We start from the raw sequence: 22,305 nt of genomic DNA on the forward strand, positions 1-22,305 counted from the left end.
CTCGGGGGGAAGAAGCGATGAATCAACTCACGCCGTCGCCAGGCCTGCTTTGCGCCAACTGTGGCGAAGCGCTGCAGGGCGAGTTCTGCCATGCCTGCGGCCAGTCGATCCGGAGCGTGATCAAGCCGGTGTCGCACATGCTGGAGGACGCCGGCGACCTCTTCTTCCACATGGACGAACGCATCGTCCATACCCTGCCGCCGCTGTACACCAAGCCCGGCTTCCTAACGCTGGAATACTTCGCCGGCCGCCGGGTGCGCTACATCGCTCCTTTCCGGCTGATGTTCGTCTTCTGCCTGCTCGCTTTCTTCTTCATGCACCTGGCGGTCAGCGACACGCACCTGGACGAAGGCCTCTACGGTACCAAGCCGGCGAAAGACGACGTCGCGGCGCTGCACGCGGCGGACACCGCCGACGAGGTGCGCAAGATCTACCAGGGACAGATGGAGGAACTGGAAGCGTCCAAGGCGGCGCCCGACGTGCCCGACGCCGCCAAGGCCGCCATCGGCTTGACCCAGCAGGTGGTGCGCGACGCCGCGAACCGTCGTCTGGCCGAACTGAAGGCCGAGCCCATCGCTCCGGGCACCAACGCGGAAACGGGCCTCGCGCCACGCGAGGCGGACAAGGACAGCTGGTTCTCGCGGCCAACCGTTGTCGACATCGCCTGGCTACCGGACGTGATGACACGGCGCCTGGCCCTGGGCATCGCGCATTTCAAGGCCAACATCGCCCAGGTAATGGATGGCGGTCCCGGCAAGAGCGAGGCGATCCGCCGCATCATCGAGGGATTCTTCTCGGTGCTGCCGCAGACGCTGCTGGTGATGATCCCGGTGTTCGCGCTCATCCTGAAGCTGTTCTATGTCTTCAAGCGCCGCCTTTACATGGAGCACGTGATCGTCGCCCTGCACAGTCACGCTTTCCTTTTCATCTCACTGCTCGGGCTGATGCTGCTGGGCTTCGCGAAGCATGCGATCGAGCCCCACGTGGCACTGGCGGGCAAGGCGATCGGGCTGGTGCAGGCGGCCATGTGGGTGTGGATGCCTGTCTACCTGCTGATCATGCAGAAGAGGGTGTATCGCCAGGGCTGGCCCATGACCCTCCTGAAATACTGGCTGATAGGCAGCGTCTATTTCTGGCTGCTGCTTTTCGCCCTGTCGGTCGCAGCCCTGATTGGCGCGGCGCACTAGGATTTTTTCCTAACGGCGGGCGGTTGTGCACAGGCGACGGGGCCCCTTCGCGTTTGTCAAGACAAAATGCAGAGCCGGTGACGGCCCTCTGCGACCCATTCGCAAGTGATTGAAATCATGGTACATTTCAGCTTGGTTAAAATGTACCCAAGCTAACCGGAACGGCCCAACCATGCGCCTTGGATGCCCCCCATCCGAGGCTCATCCACAGAGTTATCCACAGCGCTTGTGGATAACACGGAAAGCGGTCGCGGCGCGGGCACTTACAGCTTCTTCCTCCCTCCGTACACGTCACTTGCAGGCAAACCCATGTGGCAGTGGTCAATGATTGACCAGCGAAATCGGCATCTCCCTATAAACTAGGCTCCGCATGAACGCCGTCGTCCGCGTCGCCCTTCCGGTGCCCTTGCCGACCCTTTTCGACTACCTGCCGCCTCTGGACGGCGAGGCGCGAACGGGCGCGCGCGTGCGGGTGCCCTTCGGACGCGGGGAAATGGTGGGCGTGGTGATCGACCCGACCGCCGAGGCCGCCGTGGGCGCGACGCGCCTCAAACGGATCGCCGAGGTCCTCGACCCCTTCCCCCTTCTCGACGACGAGCTGATGGCGACCCTTGCCTGGGCCGCCGACTACTGGGCGGGCGCGCCAGGGGAGGCCTTCGCCAACGCGCTGCCGCTGGCCTTGCGCGAGCCCCGGCCGTTGCCCGCGACGGGGATCGAAGCCTGGGCACTCACCGTCCAGGGGCGCTCGGCGCTCGACGCAGGAAGCCGCAAGGGCGGCTCCGCCGCGCTCCTCGACGCACTTCGTCATGGGCCGCGGGCCGCCGACGACCTGACGGCTGCCTTGCCCGGTTGGCGCACGGCTGCCCGCCGGCTGCTCGAAGGCGGCCTGGTCGAGCGGATCGAGTTCGAGGGAGCCACCCTGCCCGCGCCTTCGGCCCCCGGCCCCGCCCTGAGCGACGAGCAGTCCGCTGCCGTCGCCGCCATCGGCGAAGGCTTCGGTGCGTTCCGTCCCTACCTCCTGGACGGCGTCACCGGCAGCGGCAAGACCGAGGTCTACCTCGCCCTGATCGAAAGGGCCCTGGCCGAAGGGCGGCAAACGCTGCTGCTGGTGCCGGAGATCGGCCTCGCGCCGCAGACGGTCCGCCGGCTTCGCGAACGCCTGGGCGTGGCCGTCGAGGTACTGCACTCGAACCTTGCCGAAGGCGAACGCGCACGGGCATGGCTCAGGGCACGCGACGGCAGCGCGCGCGTCGTCCTGGGAACACGCTCCGCGGTGTTCACCCCACTCCCCCACGCGGGTCTCATCGTCGTGGACGAGGAGCACGACCCGTCCTACAAACAGCAGGAAGGATTCCGTTACCACGCGCGGGACCTCGCCGTGTTCAGGGCGCGCACGTTGGGCGTGCCTGTGGTGCTGGGTTCGGCGACACCGTCGCTGGAGACGCTGGCCAACGTGCAGGCCGGCCGCTACACGCGGCTGGTACTGCGAGCGCGCCCCGGTGCCTCGCAGCCCACCCGGGTCCAGATCGTCGACATGCGCGCGCAACGGCTCGACCACGGCTTGTCGCCCACGCTCGTGCACGCCGTTGCCGCTTGCGTCGAACGCGGCGAACAGGCGCTCGTCTTCCGCAATCGCCGCGGATACGCCCCCGTGCTGCTGTGCCACGACTGCGGCTGGCACGCGGACTGCCCACGCTGCGAACGGCCCATGACCCTGCATGCAGGCCGACGCAGGCTGGTCTGCCACCACTGCGACAACACGATGCCGGTGCCGTCCGCCTGCCCCGCCTGCGGCTCGGCGAACCTCAGCCCCCAGGGCCAGGGCACGGAGCGCCTGGAAGAGGCGCTTGTGGAGCGCTTCCCGGAGGTTCCCGTCGTCCGCATCGACCGCGAGACCACACGGCGGCGCGACGCCTTCGGCGACATCCTCGACGGCCTGCGCGAGGACAAACCGGCGATCCTGGTCGGTACCCAGATGCTCGCCAAGGGTCATGATCTGCCGAACCTCACGCTGGTCGCCATCGTGGGGGTGGACGAGGGCCTGCACAGCGTGGATTTCCGCGCGGGCGAACGACTGGCCCAGCTGGTGGTCCAGGTGGCCGGCAGGGCTGGACGGGCCAGCAAGCCCGGAAGCGTGCTCCTCCAGACACACCACCCCGACCACGCGATGCTGCACGCCCTCCTTCGCGGCGGTTATCCCGCCGTGGCCGAGGGCCTGCTCGAAGAACGCCGTCTCCTCGACCTGCCCCCATATTCCCACCAGGTGCTGCTGCGCGCGGATGCGCTGGGGCGTGCCGAGGTGGACGCGTTCCTCTCAGAGGCGCACAGGGCCATCGGCGATCCGGGCGACCTGCGCGTGGCAGGGCCCATGCCGGCGCCCATGCCGCTTCGCGCGGGCCGCCATCGAGGCCAGTTGCTGGTGGAAGCCGGCACGCGGGCGCGCCTGCATGCCTTCCTGCGCGCATGGCGACAGGCGCTCGCCGGGCTGCCGGCCGCGCGCAAGGTGCGCTGGTCGCTCGACGTGGACCCGATCGACCTGTACTGACCGATGCCACGACGGTTGAATCGGATGCATCTTGCTCACACCTGTTGGATATCTCTGAACCGAAACGTATGGATGCCTACATTTGCTCCGCGTTCGGCGCGACAATAGACCTCTTACCAGGTAACGGAACCCCCAACGTGACCAGCCAACTCGAGCAGCTTCGCAAGTTCACCACCGTCGTCGCCGACACGGGCGACATCGCCGCCATGCAGAAGTACAAGCCGGAGGACGCGACCACCAACCCGTCGCTGCTCCTGAAGGCCGCCGGCATTCCCGAGTACGCCGGCTACATCACTGAGGCCGTGGACTGGGCGAAGTCGCAGAGCAACAGCCGCGACAGCCAGCTCACCGACGCGAGCGACCGTCTTTCCGTATTGATCGGCCGCGAGATCCTCAAGATCGTTCCCGGCCGCGTGTCCACCGAGGTCGACGCCCGGCTTTCGTTCGACACCCATGCCTCGATCGAGAAGGCGCGCCGCCTCGTCGGTTTCTATGAAGACATCGGTATCAAGCGCGAGCGCATCCTCATCAAGCTGGCTTCCACGTGGGAAGGCATCCGCGCGGCGGAGCAACTGCAGAAGGAAGGCATCAACTGCAACCTCACGCTGCTCTTCAGCTTCGAACAGGCCGTCGCCTGTGCCGAGGCCGGCGTGTTCCTGATCTCGCCGTTCGTCGGCCGCATCTTCGACTGGTACGTCGAGCACACCGACAAGAAGACGTACGCTCCCGAGGAAGATCCGGGCGTGCAGTCCGTGCGCCGCATCTACGACTGGTACAAGCTGCACGGCTTCGAAACCGTGGTGATGGGCGCCAGCTTCCGCAATATCGGCCAGATCCAGGCGCTGGCCGGTTGCGACCGGCTCACGATTTCGCCCGAACTGCTGAAGCAGCTCGACGAAACGGACGCACCGCTGCCGATCGCGCTGAAAGATAGCGGCCGCCGCGAACCGGCGCAGGCGAAGATCGACGAAGCCAAGTTCCGCTGGGGCCACAACGAGAACGCGATGGCCACGGACAAGCTTGCCGATGGCATCCGCAAGTTTGCCGCCGATCAGCGCAAGCTCGAGGCATTGATCGGCGCCAAGCTCTGAACCTTCAGGCAGCGCAGCAATGACGACGAAGGGGCCGAAAGGCCCCTTCTTGCGTCAGTTATTCCGCAAACTCACGCGTGCCAACCGCCACCCAGTGCGCGAACGAGCTGTACGCTTGCGCGCAACTGCCTCGTTTCGAGGTCGATCACGCTGCGTCGCGCGTCCAGGGCCGCCGTCTGCGCCTGTACCACGTCGAGATATCCGACCGCACCTTCGCGATAGCGATTGAGCGACAGGTCCACCGAGCGTTGCGCCGCCTCGGCGGCGGCGCGCTGGTCCACCAGTGCCGTGCCGAGGTCGCGCAGCAAGGTGAGGTTGTCCTCCACCTGCGCGAAGGCATCGAGCACCACGGAGCGGTATTGCGCGCCCGCTTCGTCGGTGGCGGCTTTCGCCTGTTCCACGGCCGCCTTGCGGCGGCCGCCGTCGAAGACATTCAACAGTACCGTGGGGCCAATGGCCCAGAAGCGGTTCGGTGCCGTCGCGATGCTTGCCCAGCGGTCGCTCTGCCAGCCGCCTTGCGCGTCGAGCGTCAACTGCGGAAAGAACGCCGACCGCGCGATGCCCACGCGGGCGTTGGCGGCGGCGGTGCGCCGTTCGGCGGCGGCGATGTCCGGACGGCGCTGCAGGATAGCCGACGGCACCGCCAGAGGGATGGTGGGCACCTTCACCTGCCCGTCGTCGGTGGCCAGCGAGAAGTTCGACGCGGAGTCGCCGACGAGCACGGCGATAGCGTGCAACACGAGGGCGCGTTGCGCCTGGGCCTGGGTGAGCTGCGACTTCGCATTCGAAAGCTGCGTTTGCGCGCGCGCGACGTCCAGGCCGGACGCAATCCCCCCCTCGTGGCGAGACTGCGTGAGCGAAAGCGCACGCGTGAACGCATCGATGCTTTCGTTCAGCACCTTGATCTGCCGGTCGAATCCATTGAGCTGAAGGTAATCGTCGGCCAGCTGCGCCTGCAGGCTCAACTGCACGGAGGCGAGGTCGGCGGCGGAGGCCGCCTCCTCCGCCTTGCCGGCAACCACGCTGTCGCGCACGCGGCCCCAGAGGTCCACCTCGTAGTCGAGCTGGGCGCCGATGGTGTAGGCGTTATAGTTGCTCGGCGATGTCGCGCCACGCAGCGGCCGAGTGTCGGATTCGCGATTGCGCTGGCCGCTCGCGTTCAGGCCAACCTGGGGGAACAGACCGGAACGCACTTGCCGCGTGAAGGCTTCGGACTGCTCGTAATGCGCCAGTGCCGCCGCGAGCGTGGCATTGTTCGCCACCAGTCTCGTCTGCAGGTCGTCGAGGCGCGCGTCGCCGTACAGCTTCCACCAGCCGTTCCGATCCAGCTGATCCGCCGGCCTGGCCTCTGTCCAAGGGGTGTCGGCATTGGCGTACTGCGCGGCCGTCGGCACGTCGGGGGTCTTGTATGCCGGCGCCAGGGAGCAGGCGGAAAGACCGCCGGCCAGAAGCATGCAAAGCACGGCTCCTTGGAATGCGTCACGCCTTGGCATGGTCGCCATCCGCCTTGGGCGCGTTCACGCGCACCGTATCGCCGTCCGCGAGACCATCGGGCGGGCTTTCGATGAGCCGATCGCCTGCGGCGATGCCCGATCCGAGCTGCACCGTCTTGCCAAAGTCGCGCGCGATGGTGACCACCTTGAAGGCCACCTTGTTCTGTCCGTCCACGGTGGCGACGCGCAGGCCCTTGTCATCGAAGACGAGCGCGCTTGCCGGCACACGAAGCAGTGCGGCATCGGCCGGAAGATCGAAGGTCACGCTGGCGTATCCACCGGGCAGCAGCTTGCCGTCCGCGTTGTCGACCGAGACCTGCACAAGGGTGGTGCCGGAGGCCGCGTTGATCGCGGCGGACGTGGCTTCGACCGTGCCCGAGAACGTCTTGCCCGGGTATTCCGGCACCGTGAGTTTCACGGTGGCCCCGTCGCGAATCGACGGTACATAGTTCTGCGGCACGTTCACGTACATGCGCAGCTTGTGCACGTCGGACACGACGAACAGCTCCTGTCCGCCGCCGCCCGCGTTGATCAATGCGCCGACATCGGTCTCGCGCGCGGTGACGACGCCGTCGAACGGAGCGACCAGCTTCGCGAATCCCTTCAACGCCTGGATCCGTTCGAGATTCGCCTGCGCCGCCTGCGCAAGCGCATGCTTCGCTTCATAGTCGCCGGTCTTCTCGTCCACTTCCTGGCGCGACACGGAGTCCGAATCGCGCATCGCCTGCCAGCGCTTCGCCGTGGTGAGGGCCAACGCCTCGTTCGCACGCGCGCTGGCCAGGTCGGCCTTGGCCTGCAGCAGTTGCTGATCCAAGTCGGGCGTCTCGATTTCGGCCAGCAGGTCGCCGGCCTTCACCTTCTGGCCGATGTCGGCCTTCCAGTACTTCAGGTATCCGCTCGTACGGGCGAAGATCGGTGCGCGCGCATAGGCCTGGAGCCGACCGGGAAGATCCAGCTCGCCACCGCCCTGGCCGCTTTCCGGCGACACCACGTTGACGGTGGGCACGGCCTGGGCGTCGGTCCAGTCGCGCAGCTTGCGCGAGTCGTTGGCGCGTGTCGCCACGCCGGCCACGACGATGGCGATGACGACGATGGCGGCGATGGTCGCCGCGAGACGAAGGCGACGCGGCGGGGGTTGGTGCAGGTTATCAGGCGACATGGACGGGCTCTCCGGAAACGTTCGCCGGGTTGGAAGACGGATGGCCGCGACGGCCATGGACGATGCTGAAGACGATGGGCACGAAGAACAACGTGGCGGTGGTGGCGAAGATCAGTCCGCCGATCACGGCACGGCCCAGCGGCGCGTTCTGCTCGCCGCCTTCGCCGAGGCCCAGGGCCATGGGCGCCATGCCGATGATCATCGCCAGCGCGGTCATCAGCACGGGGCGGAAGCGCACGAAGCCGCCTTCGAGCGCGGCCTTGGCCGCGTCGCCGTGCTCGGCAAGACGCTCGCGACAGAAGCTCACCACCAGGATCGAGTTCGCCGTGGCGACGCCCATGCACATGATGGCGCCGGTGAGTGCGGGGACCGAGAGCGTGGTGTGCGTGGCGAAGAGCATCCAGACGATGCCGGCGATGGCGGCCGGCAGCGCGGTCACGATCACGAAGGGATCGCTCCACGACTGGAAGTTGACCACGATCAGCAGATAGATGAGCACGATCGCGCCCAGCAGGCCGAGGATGAGCCCGGAAAAAGCGCTGTTCATCGTCTGCACCTGGCCCAGCAGCGCGGTGCTGGAGGCCTTGGGCAGGAACTTCCTGTTCGCATCGACGATCGTCTGGATGTCGGACGCGACCGCGCCGAGGTCGCGATCCTGCGTGGTGGCGAAGATCTCCACCATGGAATTGATGTTGTACTGGCTCACCACGGAACTGGTGGCCGTGCGCGACAGCGTGGCGAAGCCGCCGAGGATCTGCGCGCCCGCGGTTCCCGTGCTCGGACTGATCGGCACGTTTTCCAGATCGGGCAGGCTGTCGATGCGGTACTGCGGTGTCTGCATCACGATCGGGTACGACACGCCGTTCTTGGGATTCAACCAGAACGTCGGCGCCACCTGACTGGAGCCGGCGAGATTCACGCCAAGGCTGGTGGTCACGTCGCGCTCGGTGATGCCAACCTGCTGCGCGCGGCTGCGATCGACGTCGACATTGAAGCCCGGGTTCGCCTGCGACTGCTGGATGCGTGCATCCACAACGCCCGGTACCCGGCGAATCTCGCGCAGCAGGCGCTTGGCATACGCGAAGTTCGCGGACACGTTCGGACCACGGATCTGCAGGTCGATGGGCGCGGGCGAACCGAAGTTGAGGATCTGGCTGATGATGTCCGCGGGCGGGAAGGAGAACGTGGCGCCCGGGAACTGGCGTGGCAATATCTCGCGCAACTTGCGCACGTAGTCGGCCGTGGGCGCATGCCCTTCGTTCAACGCGATCTGGATGTCGCCGTCCTGCGATCCGACGGTGCCGGTGTTGTTGTACGCCGTGTTGATGCCCGAGATCGGCTGGCCCATGTTGTCGACCACGGTGCCGAGGTCCTCCTTGGGAATGACCTTGCGCACGGCCTCGTTCACCTCGGCGAACAGGCGGGCGGTCTCTTCCACGCGCGTGCCGATCGGGGCTCGCACGTGCATGAGGATCTGGCCACCGTCCACTGACGGGAAGAAGTTGCGGCCGAGCATGGGCACCAGCAGGAACGACAGCAGCACGAAGCCGAGGAATCCGATGGTGAACACCTTGCGATGGAGCAGCGCCATCTCCAGGAGCACGTGGTAGCTGGCGCGAATGCTCTCGAAGCGCTTCTCGAAGCCACGCTGGAAACGCACGAAGGGATTGCGCGAGACGGCACCGTGCTCTCCGTGCGGGTCTTCATGGCTGTGCGGCTTCAACAGGTACTTCGCCATCGTCGGCACCAAGGTGCGCGAGAGGATGAACGACGCGATCATCGCGAACATCACCGCTTCGGCCATCGGCACGAAGAGGAACCGCGCCACGCCCTCCAGGAAGAACATCGGCACGAACACGATGCAGATGCACAGCAGCGACACGAAGGCGGGCGTCACGATCTGCGCCGCACCGTCGAGGATCGCCGTTTCGACATCCTTGCCCTGCTCCAGGTGCCAGTTGATGTTCTCGATGGTCACCGTGGCGTCGTCCACCAGGATGCCGACGGCGAGCGCCAGTCCGCCCAGGGTCATGATGTTCATCGTCTCGCCGATGGCGGAGAGCGCGGCGATCGAGCCAAGGATGGCCAGCGGAATCGACGTGGCGATGATGACGGTGGAGCGCCAGCTGCCAAGGAAGAGAAGGATCATCAGGCTGGTGAGCGCCGCGGCGATCACGCCTTCGCGGGCCACGCCCTCGATGGCCGCGCTGACGAACAGCGACTGATCGCCGATGGGCGAGATGGTCAGGCCTTCCGGCAACGCGTCCTTCATCTCCGCGACGCGTTGCTTGATGCCGGCGATGATCGCCAGCGTGGACGCCGAGCCGTTCTTCATCACCGTCATCAGCACCGAACGATTGCCGTCCACATGCACGATGTTGGTCTGCGGCGGCGAGCCGTCGCGCACCTGCGCCACGTCGCGAATGTATACGGTGGCACCGTTGGCCACCTTGACCGGCAGGTTGCCCAGCTCGTCGATGTCCGACGGCGAGTTGTTGAGCTGCAATGTGTATTCGTAGCGGCCGATCTTCTGCGTTCCCACCGGCGTGATGAGGTTCTGCGCGGCCAGCGCATTGGCGACGTCCTGCGCGGAGAGTCCCCGCGCCTGCAGTGCCTGCGGATCGATGTCGATCTGCACCTGGCGCGTCTTGCCACCGAAGGGATACGGGATGGAAGCGCCGGGTACGGACACCAGCTGCGGCCGGATGATGTTCTGGCCGAGATCCGCTAGGTTCTGTTCGGTGAGCCCCTTGCCCGAGAGCGCCAGCTGGATGATCGGCACCGTCGAGGCGTTGTAGTTGAGGATCAGGGGCGGCGTGGTGCCCTGCGGCAACTGCCTCAGCAGGGTTTGCGCCACTGCCGTCACCTGCGCGTTCGCCGTGCGGATGTCCACGGTCGGCTGGAAGAAGATCTTGACGATGCCGAAGCCCTGGATCGAGTTGGCCTCGATGTGCTCGATGTCGTTCACCGTCGTGGTGAGCACGCGCTCGAACGGCGACGACACACGGCCGGCCATCTGGTCGGGGGGAAGGCCGTTGTACTGCCAGACCACCGCGATCACGGGAATCTTGATGTCGGGGAAGATGTCAGTCGGCGTGCGCAACGCGGAAAGCGGGCCCACGATGAGGATCAGCAATGCGAGGACAACGAAGGTATACGGCCGCGTGAGCGCGATCCGGACGATGCCAATCATGGGGGACGGATTCCGAGGCGTGTTTGCGTCGGCGCGAATTTTGCGCCGCGGCACGCCGCCGGCGTAGTTAATATTTATTTAGGCGCTGGCGGGACAGGTGACGGTGAACACCGCGCCGCGGTCGCTGCCGCCCACCGACAGCGAATACCCGTGCAAGCGCACGATGGCACTCACGATGGCAAGGCCAAGGCCGCACCCCGGCTTGGACCGTGTCTCGTCGCTGCGATAGAAGCGGCGAAACACGGCCTCGCGTTCGTCCGGCGGAATGCCGGGCCCGGTATCGGCAATATCCACGCGGGCGCCACCATCGACACCGGTGGATGCGACGAGGCGCACTGTGCCGCCGTCGGGCGTGAACTTGATCGCGTTCCCGACGAGATTGGCGAATGCCTCGAACAACAGCTGCGGATCGCCGCGTAACGGCGGCAGTCGGCCGAGTTCCAGGTCGAACCGCTGCCCGCGGTCTTCGGCAACGGGCGCATAGAACTCGTGCACGTTCCGCAGGACGCTGCCCAGATCCATGTTCTCGAAGCAGGCGCTGCGCTGCCTGTCTTCCAGTTCGGACACCCGAAGCAATGCGCGGAAGCGCGCCAGCACGGTGTCGATCTCACTGACGCATGCGTCGAGCTGCTCGCCCTCCGGGCGCGACTCGAACACCTGCTGCAACCGGTACAGGCGCGTGCGCATCCGGGTGAGCGGCGTGCGGAGATCGTGGGCGATGTTGTCGGTCACGCCCTTCACTTCGCCGAGGAGGCGTTCGATCTCGGCCAGCGTGGCGTTGACGGTTTCCGCGAGGAGGTCCACTTCGTCGCCGATGCCGCTCACCGGAAGGCGAACGCTCAGGTCCCCCTCGCGAATGGGCTCCATCGCCTGCTGGATGGCGCGGATACGCCGGGCAGGCCCGCGCGCGATCAGCACGCCGCCAAGCACCCCGGGGATCAACGTGAGGGAGAGGCCCCACAGGACTCCGCGACGGATGATCGTGCCGATACCGTCGATGGTCGTGCTTTCCTTCGCTACGACAAGGCGCGTGCCGTCGGGCAGTTCATGGGAAAGCCCCCGCACGCGGGTGCTGCCCTTGCGCGTGGGAGAGTCGAGACTGGCGTCGATCGACCGGGCCATGCCGTCTTCGTCCAGGCCCTTCGGCAGCGCGGCAATGTTGCCGGCAAGGTGGCGGCCCTGCGCGTCGAACAGACCCATCCACATGGCGCCCTGCACGTCGATCCGGCTGGCGGCGTCGACGGTGGCGCGCATGTCGCGCGGTGCCGTGCCTTCCAGGTAGTGGACGCGCGACGCCAGCATCTGGTCGATCACGCCGGACAGGTAGCGCGACGTTTCCCACTGCACGATGCCGAGGAGCACCACGCACCAGATGGCGAACAACGCGCCATAGATGATGATCAGGCGCGAGGTGGCGGAACGCCAGGCGTCAGTCAGCGGGCGCAAGGACGTATCCCGAGCCGCGAACGGTACGGATGAGCGGCGAATGGCCTGCGCCGTCGATCTTGCGGCGCAGCCGGCCGATATGGACGTCGATCACGTTCGTGCCCGGATCGAAATGAAAGCCCCACACGTGTTCGAAGATCATCTGCCGCGTGACCACCTGCCCGGCATTGCGCATCAGGAATTCGAGCAGGCGGAATTCCGTGGGAAGCAGCGTCAGTTCCTGGTCCCGGCGTTGCGCATTGTGGCGGACCAGATCGAGCTCGAGATCGGCCACGCGCAGGCGCGTCTCGTTCGGGCCCTGGCGACGCCGGCGCAACAGCACCTCGGCACGGGCCGCGAGTTCGTCTGGAGAGAATGGCTTGGTCAGGTAATCGTCGCCGCCCGCACGCAGGCCGCGTACGCGCTCGTCCACGTCGGACAGCGCGCTGATCATCAGCACCGGCGTGTCCACGCCGCGCTGGCGCAGTGCGGACACGACATCGATGCCATCCATGCCCGGGAGCATGCGGTCCAGGGTGACGATGTCGTAGCCGTCGGCAAGCGCGCGCGCAAGGCCCTCGCGACCGTCGGCCACCCAGTCGGCGGCCAGACCGTGCGCGTGCAGTTCCGCGACAATGTCGCGCGCGGTGACCTCGTCGTCTTCGATGACCAGTGCCCTGGGCATCCGCTTTGCTCCTGCGGTGGTGACCTCAACGGAAAACGGCCCACAAGGGGCCGTTTCCGATCTTACGCCGAACCGCGATCTCAGGCGGCGATGGCGACGCGCATCTTCTTCATGGCGTTCGCCTCGATCTGGCGGATGCGCTCGGCGGAAACGCCGTACTCGTCCGCGAGGTCCTGCAGCGTGGCCTTGTTGTCTTCGGCCAGCCAGCGGCGCTGGATGATGTCGCGCGAGCGATCGTCCAGGTTGCCGAGCGCCGTGGAGAGCGCGCCCATCTGGTTGTTGCTGGCGTCTTCCTCGGCGAGGTTGTCATACGGGTCGGCGCCTTCGTCGACGAGGAACGCAGCCGGAGCCGGCTTGTCGTCGTCGTCCGCGTCGGCCGGGGCTTCGAAACCGACGTCGCGGCCCGAGAGACGGGATTCCATCTCGCGGACGGTGGCTTCCGGCACGCCCAGGTCGTTCGCGACCACGCGCACTTCCTCGGCGTTCATCCAGCCCAGGCGCTTCTTGCTTTTGCGCAGGTTGAAGAACAGCTTGCGCTGCGCCTTGGTGGTGGCCACCTTCACGATGCGCCAGTTGCGCAGGATGAACTCGTGCATTTCGGCGCGAATCCAGTGCACGGCAAAGCTGACCAGGCGAACGCCCTGATCCGGGTCGAAACGCTTCACGGCCTTCATCAGGCCGATGTTGCCTTCCTGGATGAGGTCGGAAAGCTGCAGGCCATAGCCGTTGTAGCCGCGGGCCACGTGGACCACGAAACGCAGGTGGGACATCACGAGCTGCTTGGCGGCGTCGAGGTCGGCGTCGTCGTGGAAGCGGCGCGCCAGCGACTGCTCCTCGTCAAGGCTGAGCACCGGAATGCGATGGACGGCCGAGATATAGGAATCCAGACTGCCAACGACGCTCGGTAGCCCGTAGTTACGGGTGGCGAGGGCTTGGGACATGTGTGGAACCTCCTGAAAGTCTTTACGCAGATTAGCAGTCCCGGAATGAGAGTGCTAAGTCGGCCCGAAGTTCATCGGTTAACTGTACGCAATGGTACAGAAATAGGTCCGACATGTCCAGCGCAGGGCAAGGCTGGTTAATGTGCCGTATGGGTCGGGGCGGCTTTGGCTTGCCGGATTACGGCTTAACCCATTGTTTTACAAGAACTGCTGGACCACTGCTGTAGGAGCGCGCCTTGCGCGCGACATCTTTCGCCCCGGTCCGCGGCCTCCCGCGCCAGCTCCCCGGCACGGCCTCAACACATGTCGCGCGCAGGGCGCGCTCCTACATGGAAAGGGCGGAGCGGGCCGGCAGCGACCAGTCGATCGGCGGCTCCCCGCGGGATTCCAGGTAGGCGTTCGCCTTGGCGAAGTGGCCGCAGCCCATGAAGCCGCGGTGGGCGGAGAGCGGCGACGGGTGGACGCTACGGAGGACGAGGTGGCGCTTGCCGTCGATCAGCTGGCCTTTCCGCTGGGCGTGGCTGCCCCAGAGCATGAAGACCAGCCCCTCGCGCTCGCGGTTGAGGGCATCGATGGCCGCGTCGGTGAAGCCTTCCCAGCCCTTGCCCTGGTGCGACCCGGCGTTACCCGCTTCGACGGTCAGCACGGCGTTCAGCAGGAGCACGCCGCGGTCGGCCCAGGGCGTAAGGCAGCCGTGGTCGGGGCGCGGGATACCGAGGCAGTCCTCGATTTCCTTGAACATGTTCTGCAGCGACGGCGGCACGCGCACGCTGGGACGTACGGAGAAGCTGAGGCCGTGGGCCTGGCCGGGCCCGTGGTACGGATCCTGGCCGAGGATGACCACGCGCACCTTGTCGAAGGGCGTGTGGGTGAAAGCGTTGAAGATCTCGGGACCGGGCGGGTAGATCGTCTTGCCCCGGGCTTTTTCGCTGCGCAGGAAGTCGGACAGGGCCAGCATGTCGGGGCGATCGAGGTATGCGCCGATCCGGGCTTTCCACGACGGCTCCAGCTTCACCCTGTCGTTCAATGCGTGGCCCTCGCACGCAGATGCAGGGCAACGCGAAGCTGGAAAAGCAGCTTCGTGATGAGCAGCTTTTCTTCCACCGGCTTTTCCACGAGGTCGTTCGCGCCGGCGCGCAGGAGCGCGGCCTGGTTCGCGGGATTCTCGTCGCCGGTCATGACCAGCGTGGGCAACTGGCCCTTGCCGTAGCCGAACTCGTTGCGGATGCGCTCGACGAGGTCGCCGCCGGTGAGTTCGCCCTTCAGGCTGACGTCCGTCAGCACGACATCGGCGCCCACCTCGCCACGCTCGCGCGCCTGACGCAGGTGCTGCAGGGCATCCTCCGCGCTGATGACGTGGTGCACGGTGAGGCCGTATTTCTCCATCATGCGCCGCGTGGCCAGTGCCACGACGCGGCTGTCCTCCACGTACAGCACCTCGCCCTCGGCGCCGCCCTCGGGTCGCACATAGCCGCGAATGAATTCGGCCAGCGCGCCGAAGCCGAGGGACTTGTCGAAATAGTCGGTGACGAACTCGCCAAGTTCGCGTCGGTGCAGGCGTTGCTCGACGTCGCCCGAGACGACGACGATCGGCATGTAGATCTGCGGCGCGGATTCGCGCACGAAGCGGGCGACGTCGAGTCCGTCCATGTCGGGAAGGCGAAGTGCCACCGTGACGAAATCGAAGACGCCGCGCTGCAGCTCGGACTGGGCCTCCGCACCCGTGGTGGCCTCCACGATCTCCACCCCCGGCACCTCGGCCGCGACCACGCGCGCGATGAGCTGGCGCACGACCTTCGAGCCGTCCACGATGAGAATGCGCGGCGTCGCGCTGGCCACACCCGAACCGATGTTGGATCCCACCCCTACCCCCTTCAGCCCGCCGCTGCGCGGCGGATCTGCCGCGCGCTGACCAGTCGCGCCCCGAGCCACCCCAGCACGGCCGACGCGAAGGGTACCGAAAGCAGCAGCCATGCGGGGAGCCCGCCGAAGCTCACGCTGCCGTCATAGGCTGCCGCGAGCCGCCCCACCGGTCCGGCCATGGCCAATTCCAGCACCACGGCGAGCACGACCGCGAGCACGCCGGCAAGGAAGCCGAGCCAGATGCCGGCATACAGGTAAGGGCGTCGCACGAACGGACGACTGGCCCCGATGAGCAGCAGCACGCCGATCTCCGCGCTGCGGCTCTGGATGTCCACGCGGATGGTGTTGCCCACGACCAGCAGGGCGGCGATGCCGAGCAGCAGCGCGAGGAGCGCGACGGCCCGGCCGCCGACACCCACGAGGGCATCCAGGCGCTGTCGCCACGCACCGGTGTCCTGGACCATGTCGACGCCGGGAGTCGCCTTCATCGATTCGACAAGGCGGCTCACGTCCTCCGCCGAGAGGCCCGGCTTCGGCTGCACGGACAGCACATAGGGAAGCGGGTTGGCGTCGAGCGACTGCAAGGCACCCGAGAACCCCTGTACCTCGGCGAGTTCGGCGAGACCGTCCTTGGGTGTGCGCACCACGATGTCGGCCACCTCGGGGCGACCGCGCAACGCGGACGCGGCGGTTTCCGCCATGGCGGCGTTCTGCCCCGGCTTCATGAAGGCACTGATGGACTGGTTGCGTCCGAGCGCGTCGCCCATCCGCTGCACGTTGCCCAGCAGCAGGTAGAAGGTGAGCGGGAGGGCCAGCGCCACGCCCATGACAGCCACGGTGAGCAGGGTGCCGAGCGGCCGCGTGCCGAGGCGACGCAGGCTGATGGACATGCTCCAGAGATGGTGCTCGCGCCACGCGCCGACCTTTCGCGGCTCGCTGCGGCGCGTCTTCTCCGGTTGCTCCGGGGCCTTGCGGGTGTCGCGCACCGCGTTCATACCACCTCCGTGGCGGGCACGTCGGCAACGAGCTTGCCGTGGTCGAGGACCACGACGCGCTTTTTCATCCGCTTGATGAGCATGAGGTCGTGGCTGGCAACGAGGACGGCGGTGCCCACCGCCTGGAATTCGGCAAACAGGGTCATGATTTCCATGGCCAGCTGGGGATCGAGATTGCCGGTCGGTTCGTCGGCGATGAGGACCGCGGGCTTCGCGACGATGGCGCGAGCGATGCCCACGCGCTGCTGCTCGCCCGTGGACAGTGCCTCGGGCAGTTGTTTTTCGTAGCTGAGCAGGCCGACTTTCTCGAGGGCCGCGCGCACGCGGCGGCCGCGATCGGCGGGAGCGACGCCGCCGATGATCAGCGGCAGTTCCACGTTGGCGAAGACGGTGCGGTCGAGCAGGAGGCGATGGTCCTGGAACACCATGCCGAGCTTGCGCCTGATCCTGGGAATGTCGCCGGGGCGAACGGTGTTGAGCTTCTGGCCGTCGAGCGTCACCACGCCATTCGTGGGGCGTTCGATCATCGCCAGCAGCTTCAGCAGCGTGCTCTTGCCGGCGCCGGAATGCCCGGTGACGAAGGCCATTTCGCCCGCGTCGACATGGAACGACACATCGGTAAGGGCCTGGTGACCGCCCTCGTACCGTTTGCTCACCAGATCGAAACCGATCACCGCTTTATCCGTTGGCTCGTGTAGTCCCAGAGGATAAGGGATGTGCCGGAAATTTTGCGGCAGTGCGCCCCACGCAGTTCATATAAATGTGGGAGCCGCTTCAGCGGCGATCCCGTGGCAGCAGGCACGCTTGCCGCGAGCACTCATCGCCGCTGAAGCGGCTCCCACAAAAAGCCGTTCCAGCGGGGGCTCAACGCCCCCCGAACAGCCGACCGATGCGACGCAGGAGGCCGATCTTTTCCTTCACCGGCGCGGCGGCCGGTGTCGGCGCCGACGCCGGCCGGGTGGCGGTCACCTGGCGGGACGGGCGGCGGTTCGGATTCTCGCCCTCGGCACGACGCGGCGCGCCCTGCTTCGCACGGTCGCCGCGCGCCGCATTGCCGTTCGGCGTGCCAGCGGCACCGGCACCCGCGTTCTCCGCACCCTCGCGGGCGCCGCGGCCGCGACCGCCACGACGGCGGCGGCGCTTCTTCGTGGCGCCCTCGGCGGCCATCGCTTCCGTGGCGGCGGGTAGTTCGGCCACGGTCTCGGCAACCACGACGGTCTTCACCGGTACTTCCGTCGACGACGCGGCGGTGGCCGGGCGGTCCTCGCGCGGCGGGCGCGGACGACGTTCGCGGCTGCCCGAGCGGTCGCCCGAACGCGAGCCGCGGCCGTCACGGCTGCCCCGGCCACCCTTTTCCGGCGGCGCACCGCGCGTGGGGATGTGACCGCCGGTGTCGTTCGGATCGTCCACTTCGTCCTGGACGCCGTCGGCACGAGGCCGCGGCGCAGGCATCACCAGCATCTTCGCCTCGATCGATGCCGTGGGAATCTTCTGGTTGATGTAAGCCTCGATGTCCGGCAGGCCCATGGCGTAGAGGTCGCAGGCGAAGCTGATCGCGTCGCCTTCGGCGCCCAGGCGGGCGGTACGGCCGATGCGGTGGACATAGTCCTCGGCATCCTGCGGCAGGTCGTAGTTGAACACGTGGCTGACGGCCGGGATGTGCAGGCCGCGCGCGGCGACGTCGGTGGCCACGAGCAGATCGATCTGCCCGTCCTGGAAGCGCTGCAGCAGCTTCTGGCGCTTGACCTGCGGCACGTCGCCGGAGATGGCTCCCACGCGGAAATTGTGCCGCTTGAGCCGGTCGGTGATGCGCTCTGCGGCGGCCTTGGTATTGACGAAGATGATGCTGCGCTCGGCCTTGCTCTCTTCCAGCAGGTTGAACAGCAGCGGCATCTTCTCTTCCTTGGAGGGGAAGTAGACCACCTGGCGCACGCGGTCGGCGGTGACGTTTTCCGTCTCGACCACCAGCTTTTCGGCCTCGTGCATGTGCTCGTAGGCCAGTTCCAGCACCCGGTGGCTCAGCGTGGCCGAGAACAGCAGGACCTGGCGCTTCTCGCGGGCCGGAAGGCGACGGAAGATGAAGCGCACGTCCTTGATAAAGCCGAGGTCGAACATGCGGTCGGCTTCGTCGATGACCATGACTTCGACGCTGCCGAAGCCGAACACGTCCTGCTTGTAGTAGTCGAGCAGACGACCCGGCGTGGCGATGATGATGTCGCAGCCGTCGCGCAGCTGCTGGCGCTGCTTGTCGTAGTCCACGCCGCCATAGATGAGGGCGCTGCGCAGGCCGGTGGCCTTGCCGATGGCCTGGAAGTCCTTCTCGATCTGGATCGCCAGTTCGCGCGTGGGTGCGATGACGAGGGCGCGGGGGTCCGAATCCTTGCGGTCGGGATGGGCCGGATGCTTCAGCAGGCGGTCCATGAGCGCGACGAGGAAGGCGAAGGTTTTCCCGGTGCCGGTCTGGGCTTGGCCGGCGACGTCGCGGCCCGTGAGGGCGACGGGTAGCGTCAGCGCCTGAATGGGCGTGCAGCGGGTGATTCCGGCGGCGGCGAGACCTTGCTGGAGCAGCGGGTGCAGGTCGAGGTTTTCGTAGAAGACGTCGGTGAGAACGGTTTGGGACATAGTGAAGATGGGCCTGAAACGCGCGCCGCATCGTGCGGCGCCGCCCCGGCGGCATGAGGAGCCCGCGGGACGTGAGGAGGGTCCGACCGGGTCACGGGAGTGTCGGGAAGCGGCCGGATGCCATGCCGGCGGCGCCTGCGACGCGCCCGGCGCGCGAAGGCCGGAAGCGGAGGTGGTCGCACCCGAGGGTTCCCGCTGGCATAGGTGAACCGGCTGTCGAAACCGGTTTACCTATGTCAACGGAAACCACCCGCCGGCAACCTTGAATTGCTTGAATCGCGCCCCTAGTTGGGTTGGAATGAGGGCCACCGGCCGCAATGGCCAAGACCTTCGGTTCCGGTTGGACCCGCGACATGGGGCTCCTTAGTGTAGCCGATGCGAGCGTCACGGTCGTCAACCCCCCTATTTCACCCATTCTGGAGATTCCGGTGAGCGACAAGATCACCCATACGAGCGACGCTGCATTCCAGCAGGAAGTGCTCGAATCCGACACCCCGGTACTGCTCGACTTCTGGGCGGAGTGGTGCGGTCCCTGCAAGTCGATCGCACCGGTGCTCGACCAGCTGGCGGGCGAGTACGAAGGCAAGCTGAAGGTCGTGAAGATCAACATCGACGAAAACCAGCAGACGCCGCGCCAGTACGGCATTCGCGGCATCCCGACCCTGATGATCTTCAAGGACGGCAAGGTCGCCGGTACTCAGATAGGCGCCGTCGGCAAGGCGCAGCTCAGCCAGTTCATCGAAAAGACGATCTGATCGTCCCGACTCATCCCGCCGCCGCGTGGGGCGCTTTACGCAGCGCCTCACGCGATGCTAGGCTCTAAGCGTTCGCCGGGACACCGCTTGTCCCCCTGCCGCGAACCCTCTCCCCTTCTTCTTCCAACGGCGCCCCGTGAGGTTTGCCCGTGTCCGATATCGAAAGCAAAGAATCCATCGACGCCAAGGGCGCCGGCGACCAGCCTGCGACCGAACCGCGTCCTCGTGGCCGTCGCAAGGCGGCACCCGCCGAGACTCCCGCGGTAGAGACGAGCGCGCCCGCGCCGGCTCCCGCGAAGGCTGCCCCGGCGCCCGCTCCCGCTCCCGCTCCGCAGGCGGAACTGCAGCTCGGCAACCATCCGCCGGCACTTCCGCCGCTCCCGCAGCCGCAACAGCAGCAGGGCGAGGCGCGCGAAGGTCAGCCGCAGCAGGGTCAGAACCCACCGCAGGGCCAGCAGCAAGGCGGCGGCCAGCAGCATCCACAGAACCGCAACGACCGTAACGAGCGCGAAGGCCGCGGCCGGCGCCGCCGGAACGAGCGCAACCAGCAGCGTCAGGGCGGTGGCGGCAATGGCGGCGGCAACTACCAACATCCGCGCAACAACAACGGCTACCCCGTCGACGACGACGAGAATGCCGATGCCGGCAGCAACGACCGCCTGATCAACCTCACCGAACTGAAGCGCAAGAATTCCATCCAGCTCCTGGAATTCGCCGAATCGCTCGGCATCCGTGAAGGCGTGGCCCGCCAGCGCAAGCAGGACGTCGTTTTCAACATTCTCAAGGCCCACGCCCGCTCCGGCGGTGGCATCTGGGCCGAGGGCGTGCTCGAGATCCTCCAGGACGGCTTCGGCTTCCTGCGCTCGGCCGACGAGTCCTACCTGGCCGGCCCGGACGACATCTACGTCTCGCCCAGCCAGATCCGCCGCTTCAACCTGCGCACCGGCGACTACATCACCGGACGCGTCCGCCACCCGAAGGAAGGCGAGCGTTACTTCGCCATGCTGAAGGTCGACGACATCAACGGCGATCCGCCGGAGGCGTCGAAGAACAAGCTGCTGTTCGAGAACCTCACCCCGCTGTTCCCGCGCAAGGCGTTCAAGCTCGAGCGCGGCAACGGGTCCACGGAGGACATCACGGGCCGCATCCTCGACCTCGTGGCGCCGATCGGCCGTGGCCAGCGTGGCCTCATCGTGTCCCAGCCGAAATCCGGTAAGACGATGATGCTGCAGAACATCGCGCAGGCCATCCAGTACAACCATCCCGACGTGCACCTGATCATGCTGTTGATCGACGAGCGTCCGGAAGAAGTCACGGAAATCGCCCGTACCGTGCGCGCCGAAGTCATCAGCTCCACCTTCGACGAGCCGGCCGTGCGCCACGTGCAGGTTGCCGAAATGGTGATCGAGCGCGCCAAGCGCCTGGTCGAGCACAAGAAGGACGTCGTGATCCTGCTCGACTCCATCACCCGCCTGGCTCGCGCCTACAACACAGTGGTGCCCAGCTCCGGCAAGGTGCTCACCGGCGGTGTCGACGCCAACGCGCTGCAGCGTCCGAAGCGCTTCTTCGGCGCCGCGCGCAACGTCGAGGAAGGCGGCAGCCTGACGATCATCGCCACGGCGTTGACCGACACCGGCTCGAAGATGGACGAGGTGATCTACGAGGAGTTCAAGGGCACGGGCAACATGGAAGTGCACCTGTCCCGCCGCATCTCCGAAAAGCGCGTCTATCCGGCTATCGACATCAACCGTTCCGGTACGCGCCGCGAAGACCTGCTGATCGACCCCGACCTGCTCGCCAAGATCTGGATCCTGCGCAAGCTCCTCCATCCGATGGACGAACTGGCCGCTATGGAGTTCATGCTCGACAAGATGAAGAACACGAAGTCCAACGACGAGTTCTTCAATTCGATGAAGCGGTAGGAAGTACACCTAAGATGAGATCAATTGGCGCGGCTAAACACGATCCGCCACCATAATCGACTTCAACCTGACCTAGACACGTGCCCCGACGATTGCGTCGGGGCATTTTCGTATCAGCCCATCAAGATATGGCACTGCACTAAAAATCAAATCGGATCGAGCCCGCCCGATAGACCAAGATTGCGCATGGCATTGCGAAACAGCGGAATCTTTCTGAGTCCCTCAAGAAAGCCATGCCGGCAGTCCCTATACTTTTTTGCGGCCTGTTCTTTGCTCTTGGGCGTGTGATGCGCTGTATTTCGATATTGTGACCTGCCCCCACCAGCCGTACCAATGATCACTGTGAAAGTCCGGGGTTGAAGATTACTGCGTTGTTGTCCTGTTGTGCGCGGTGGTGAGCAGCGAATTGCGACGGCGGGATGCGGCCAC

The 22,305-nt window shown here is 66.3% G+C and carries 17 protein-coding genes; 5 read left to right on the forward strand and 12 right to left on the reverse strand.

Annotation, left to right across the window (positions count from 1 at the left end; genetic code table 11):
- Window positions 1-17: 17 nt before the first annotated feature.
- The 3 genes from HBF26_RS06735 (at window position 18) to tal (ending at window position 4,823) form a co-directional block, all read left to right on the forward strand.
- Window positions 18-1,187: a DUF3667 domain-containing protein gene (locus HBF26_RS06735; protein WP_167124313.1), complete on the forward strand. Its 1,170-nt coding sequence runs from the start codon at window positions 18-20 to the stop codon at window positions 1,185-1,187.
- A 370-nt stretch (window positions 1,188-1,557) separates the two neighbouring features.
- Complete coding sequence (locus HBF26_RS06740; protein WP_167124315.1) at window positions 1,558-3,732, forward strand: primosomal protein N'; 2,175 nt, start codon at window positions 1,558-1,560, stop codon at window positions 3,730-3,732.
- A gap of 137 nt (window positions 3,733-3,869) precedes the next feature.
- The gene (tal, locus tag HBF26_RS06745) at window positions 3,870-4,823 is read left to right on the forward strand and encodes a transaldolase (RefSeq protein ID WP_167030781.1); all 954 of its coding nucleotides are present in this window, start codon (window positions 3,870-3,872) and stop codon (window positions 4,821-4,823) included.
- A gap of 71 nt (window positions 4,824-4,894) precedes the next feature.
- Here tal and HBF26_RS06750 read toward each other — a convergent pair whose 3' ends face one another.
- The 11 genes from HBF26_RS06750 to rhlB all read right to left on the reverse strand — a co-directional run bounded on the left by HBF26_RS06750 (window position 4,895) and on the right by rhlB (window position 19,199).
- Window positions 4,895-6,277, reverse strand: coding sequence for an efflux transporter outer membrane subunit (locus tag HBF26_RS06750; protein ID WP_205287597.1), 1,383 nt, complete (start codon window positions 6,275-6,277; stop codon window positions 4,895-4,897).
- A 25-nt stretch (window positions 6,278-6,302) separates the two neighbouring features.
- Window positions 6,303-7,475, reverse strand: coding sequence for an efflux RND transporter periplasmic adaptor subunit (locus HBF26_RS06755; protein WP_167124319.1), 1,173 nt, complete (start codon window positions 7,473-7,475; stop codon window positions 6,303-6,305).
- Window positions 7,465-10,668, reverse strand: a complete 3,204-nt coding sequence (locus HBF26_RS06760; RefSeq protein ID WP_167124321.1) for an efflux RND transporter permease subunit — start codon at window positions 10,666-10,668, stop codon at window positions 7,465-7,467. Before HBF26_RS06760 ends, HBF26_RS06755 begins: the two co-directional genes overlap by 11 nt.
- A gap of 78 nt (window positions 10,669-10,746) precedes the next feature.
- Window positions 10,747-12,114, reverse strand: coding sequence for a sensor histidine kinase (locus HBF26_RS06765; RefSeq protein WP_193569786.1), 1,368 nt, complete (start codon window positions 12,112-12,114; stop codon window positions 10,747-10,749).
- Complete coding sequence (locus tag HBF26_RS06770) at window positions 12,098-12,778, reverse strand: response regulator transcription factor (RefSeq protein ID WP_167124323.1); 681 nt, start codon at window positions 12,776-12,778, stop codon at window positions 12,098-12,100. The genes HBF26_RS06765 and HBF26_RS06770 overlap by 17 nt, the downstream gene beginning before the upstream one ends.
- Window positions 12,779-12,858: 80 nt before the next feature.
- Window positions 12,859-13,719 (reverse strand): RNA polymerase sigma factor RpoH, encoded by an 861-nt coding sequence (rpoH, locus tag HBF26_RS06775; RefSeq protein WP_167030766.1) that lies wholly within the window; start codon window positions 13,717-13,719, stop codon window positions 12,859-12,861.
- Window positions 13,720-14,044: 325 nt separating this feature from the next.
- Entirely contained in the window at window positions 14,045-14,746 is a 702-nt protein-coding gene (gene ung, locus HBF26_RS06780; RefSeq protein WP_167124325.1) for a uracil-DNA glycosylase, read from the reverse strand.
- On the reverse strand, window positions 14,743-15,582 hold the full coding sequence (locus HBF26_RS06785) for a response regulator (protein ID WP_338039637.1): 840 nt from the start codon (window positions 15,580-15,582) through the stop codon (window positions 14,743-14,745). The genes ung and HBF26_RS06785 overlap by 4 nt, the downstream gene beginning before the upstream one ends.
- Before the next feature lie 11 nt (window positions 15,583-15,593).
- Complete coding sequence (gene ftsX / locus HBF26_RS06790; protein WP_167124329.1) at window positions 15,594-16,577, reverse strand: permease-like cell division protein FtsX; 984 nt, start codon at window positions 16,575-16,577, stop codon at window positions 15,594-15,596.
- Window positions 16,574-17,251, reverse strand: coding sequence for a cell division ATP-binding protein FtsE (gene ftsE / locus HBF26_RS06795; RefSeq protein ID WP_167030754.1), 678 nt, complete (start codon window positions 17,249-17,251; stop codon window positions 16,574-16,576). Before ftsE ends, ftsX begins: the two co-directional genes overlap by 4 nt.
- A 190-nt stretch (window positions 17,252-17,441) precedes the next feature.
- Complete coding sequence (rhlB, locus tag HBF26_RS06800; RefSeq protein ID WP_167124331.1) at window positions 17,442-19,199, reverse strand: ATP-dependent RNA helicase RhlB; 1,758 nt, start codon at window positions 19,197-19,199, stop codon at window positions 17,442-17,444.
- Window positions 19,200-19,627: 428 nt separating this feature from the next.
- Here rhlB and trxA point away from each other — a divergent pair, with 428 nt between their 5' ends.
- Both trxA and rho read left to right on the forward strand, forming a co-directional pair.
- Window positions 19,628-19,954 carry a thioredoxin TrxA gene (gene trxA, locus HBF26_RS06805; protein ID WP_338039638.1) on the forward strand — a complete coding sequence of 109 codons (327 nt, stop codon included), beginning with the start codon at window positions 19,628-19,630 and terminating at the stop codon, window positions 19,952-19,954.
- Window positions 19,955-20,103: 149 nt separating this feature from the next.
- The gene (rho, locus tag HBF26_RS06810) at window positions 20,104-21,876 is read left to right on the forward strand and encodes a transcription termination factor Rho (protein ID WP_167124333.1); all 1,773 of its coding nucleotides are present in this window, start codon (window positions 20,104-20,106) and stop codon (window positions 21,874-21,876) included.
- Between the two features lie 146 nt (window positions 21,877-22,022).
- Here the strand turns inward: rho and HBF26_RS19405 are convergent.
- Window positions 22,023-22,305: hypothetical protein (locus HBF26_RS19405; protein WP_205287599.1), on the reverse strand; the 283-nt coding region annotated here is incomplete at its 5' end.

Source organism: Luteibacter jiangsuensis, from assembly GCF_011742555.1.
GTDB lineage: Bacteria > Pseudomonadota > Gammaproteobacteria > Xanthomonadales > Rhodanobacteraceae > Luteibacter > Luteibacter jiangsuensis.

What these genes read in the sequence shown, in the direction of transcription:
- HBF26_RS06750 (WP_205287597.1), bottom strand. Translation starts at nt 6,277, where the DNA reads ATGCTTCTGGCCGGCGGTCTTTCCGCCTGCTCCCTGGCGCCGGCATAC.
- rpoH (WP_167030766.1), bottom strand. Translation starts at nt 13,719, where the DNA reads ATGTCCCAAGCCCTCGCCACCCGTAACTACGGGCTACCGAGCGTCGTT.
- HBF26_RS06755 (WP_167124319.1), bottom strand. Translation starts at nt 7,475, where the DNA reads ATGTCGCCTGATAACCTGCACCAACCCCCGCCGCGTCGCCTTCGTCTC.
- rhlB (WP_167124331.1), bottom strand. Translation starts at nt 19,199, where the DNA reads ATGTCCCAAACCGTTCTCACCGACGTCTTCTACGAAAACCTCGACCTG.
- HBF26_RS06760 (WP_167124321.1), bottom strand. Translation starts at nt 10,668, where the DNA reads ATGATTGGCATCGTCCGGATCGCGCTCACGCGGCCGTATACCTTCGTT.
- HBF26_RS06770 (WP_167124323.1), bottom strand. Translation starts at nt 12,778, where the DNA reads ATGCCCAGGGCACTGGTCATCGAAGACGACGAGGTCACCGCGCGCGAC.
- HBF26_RS06740 (WP_167124315.1), top strand. Translation starts at nt 1,558, where the DNA reads ATGAACGCCGTCGTCCGCGTCGCCCTTCCGGTGCCCTTGCCGACCCTT.
- ftsX (WP_167124329.1), bottom strand. Translation starts at nt 16,577, where the DNA reads ATGAACGCGGTGCGCGACACCCGCAAGGCCCCGGAGCAACCGGAGAAG.
- HBF26_RS06735 (WP_167124313.1), top strand. Translation starts at nt 18, where the DNA reads ATGAATCAACTCACGCCGTCGCCAGGCCTGCTTTGCGCCAACTGTGGC.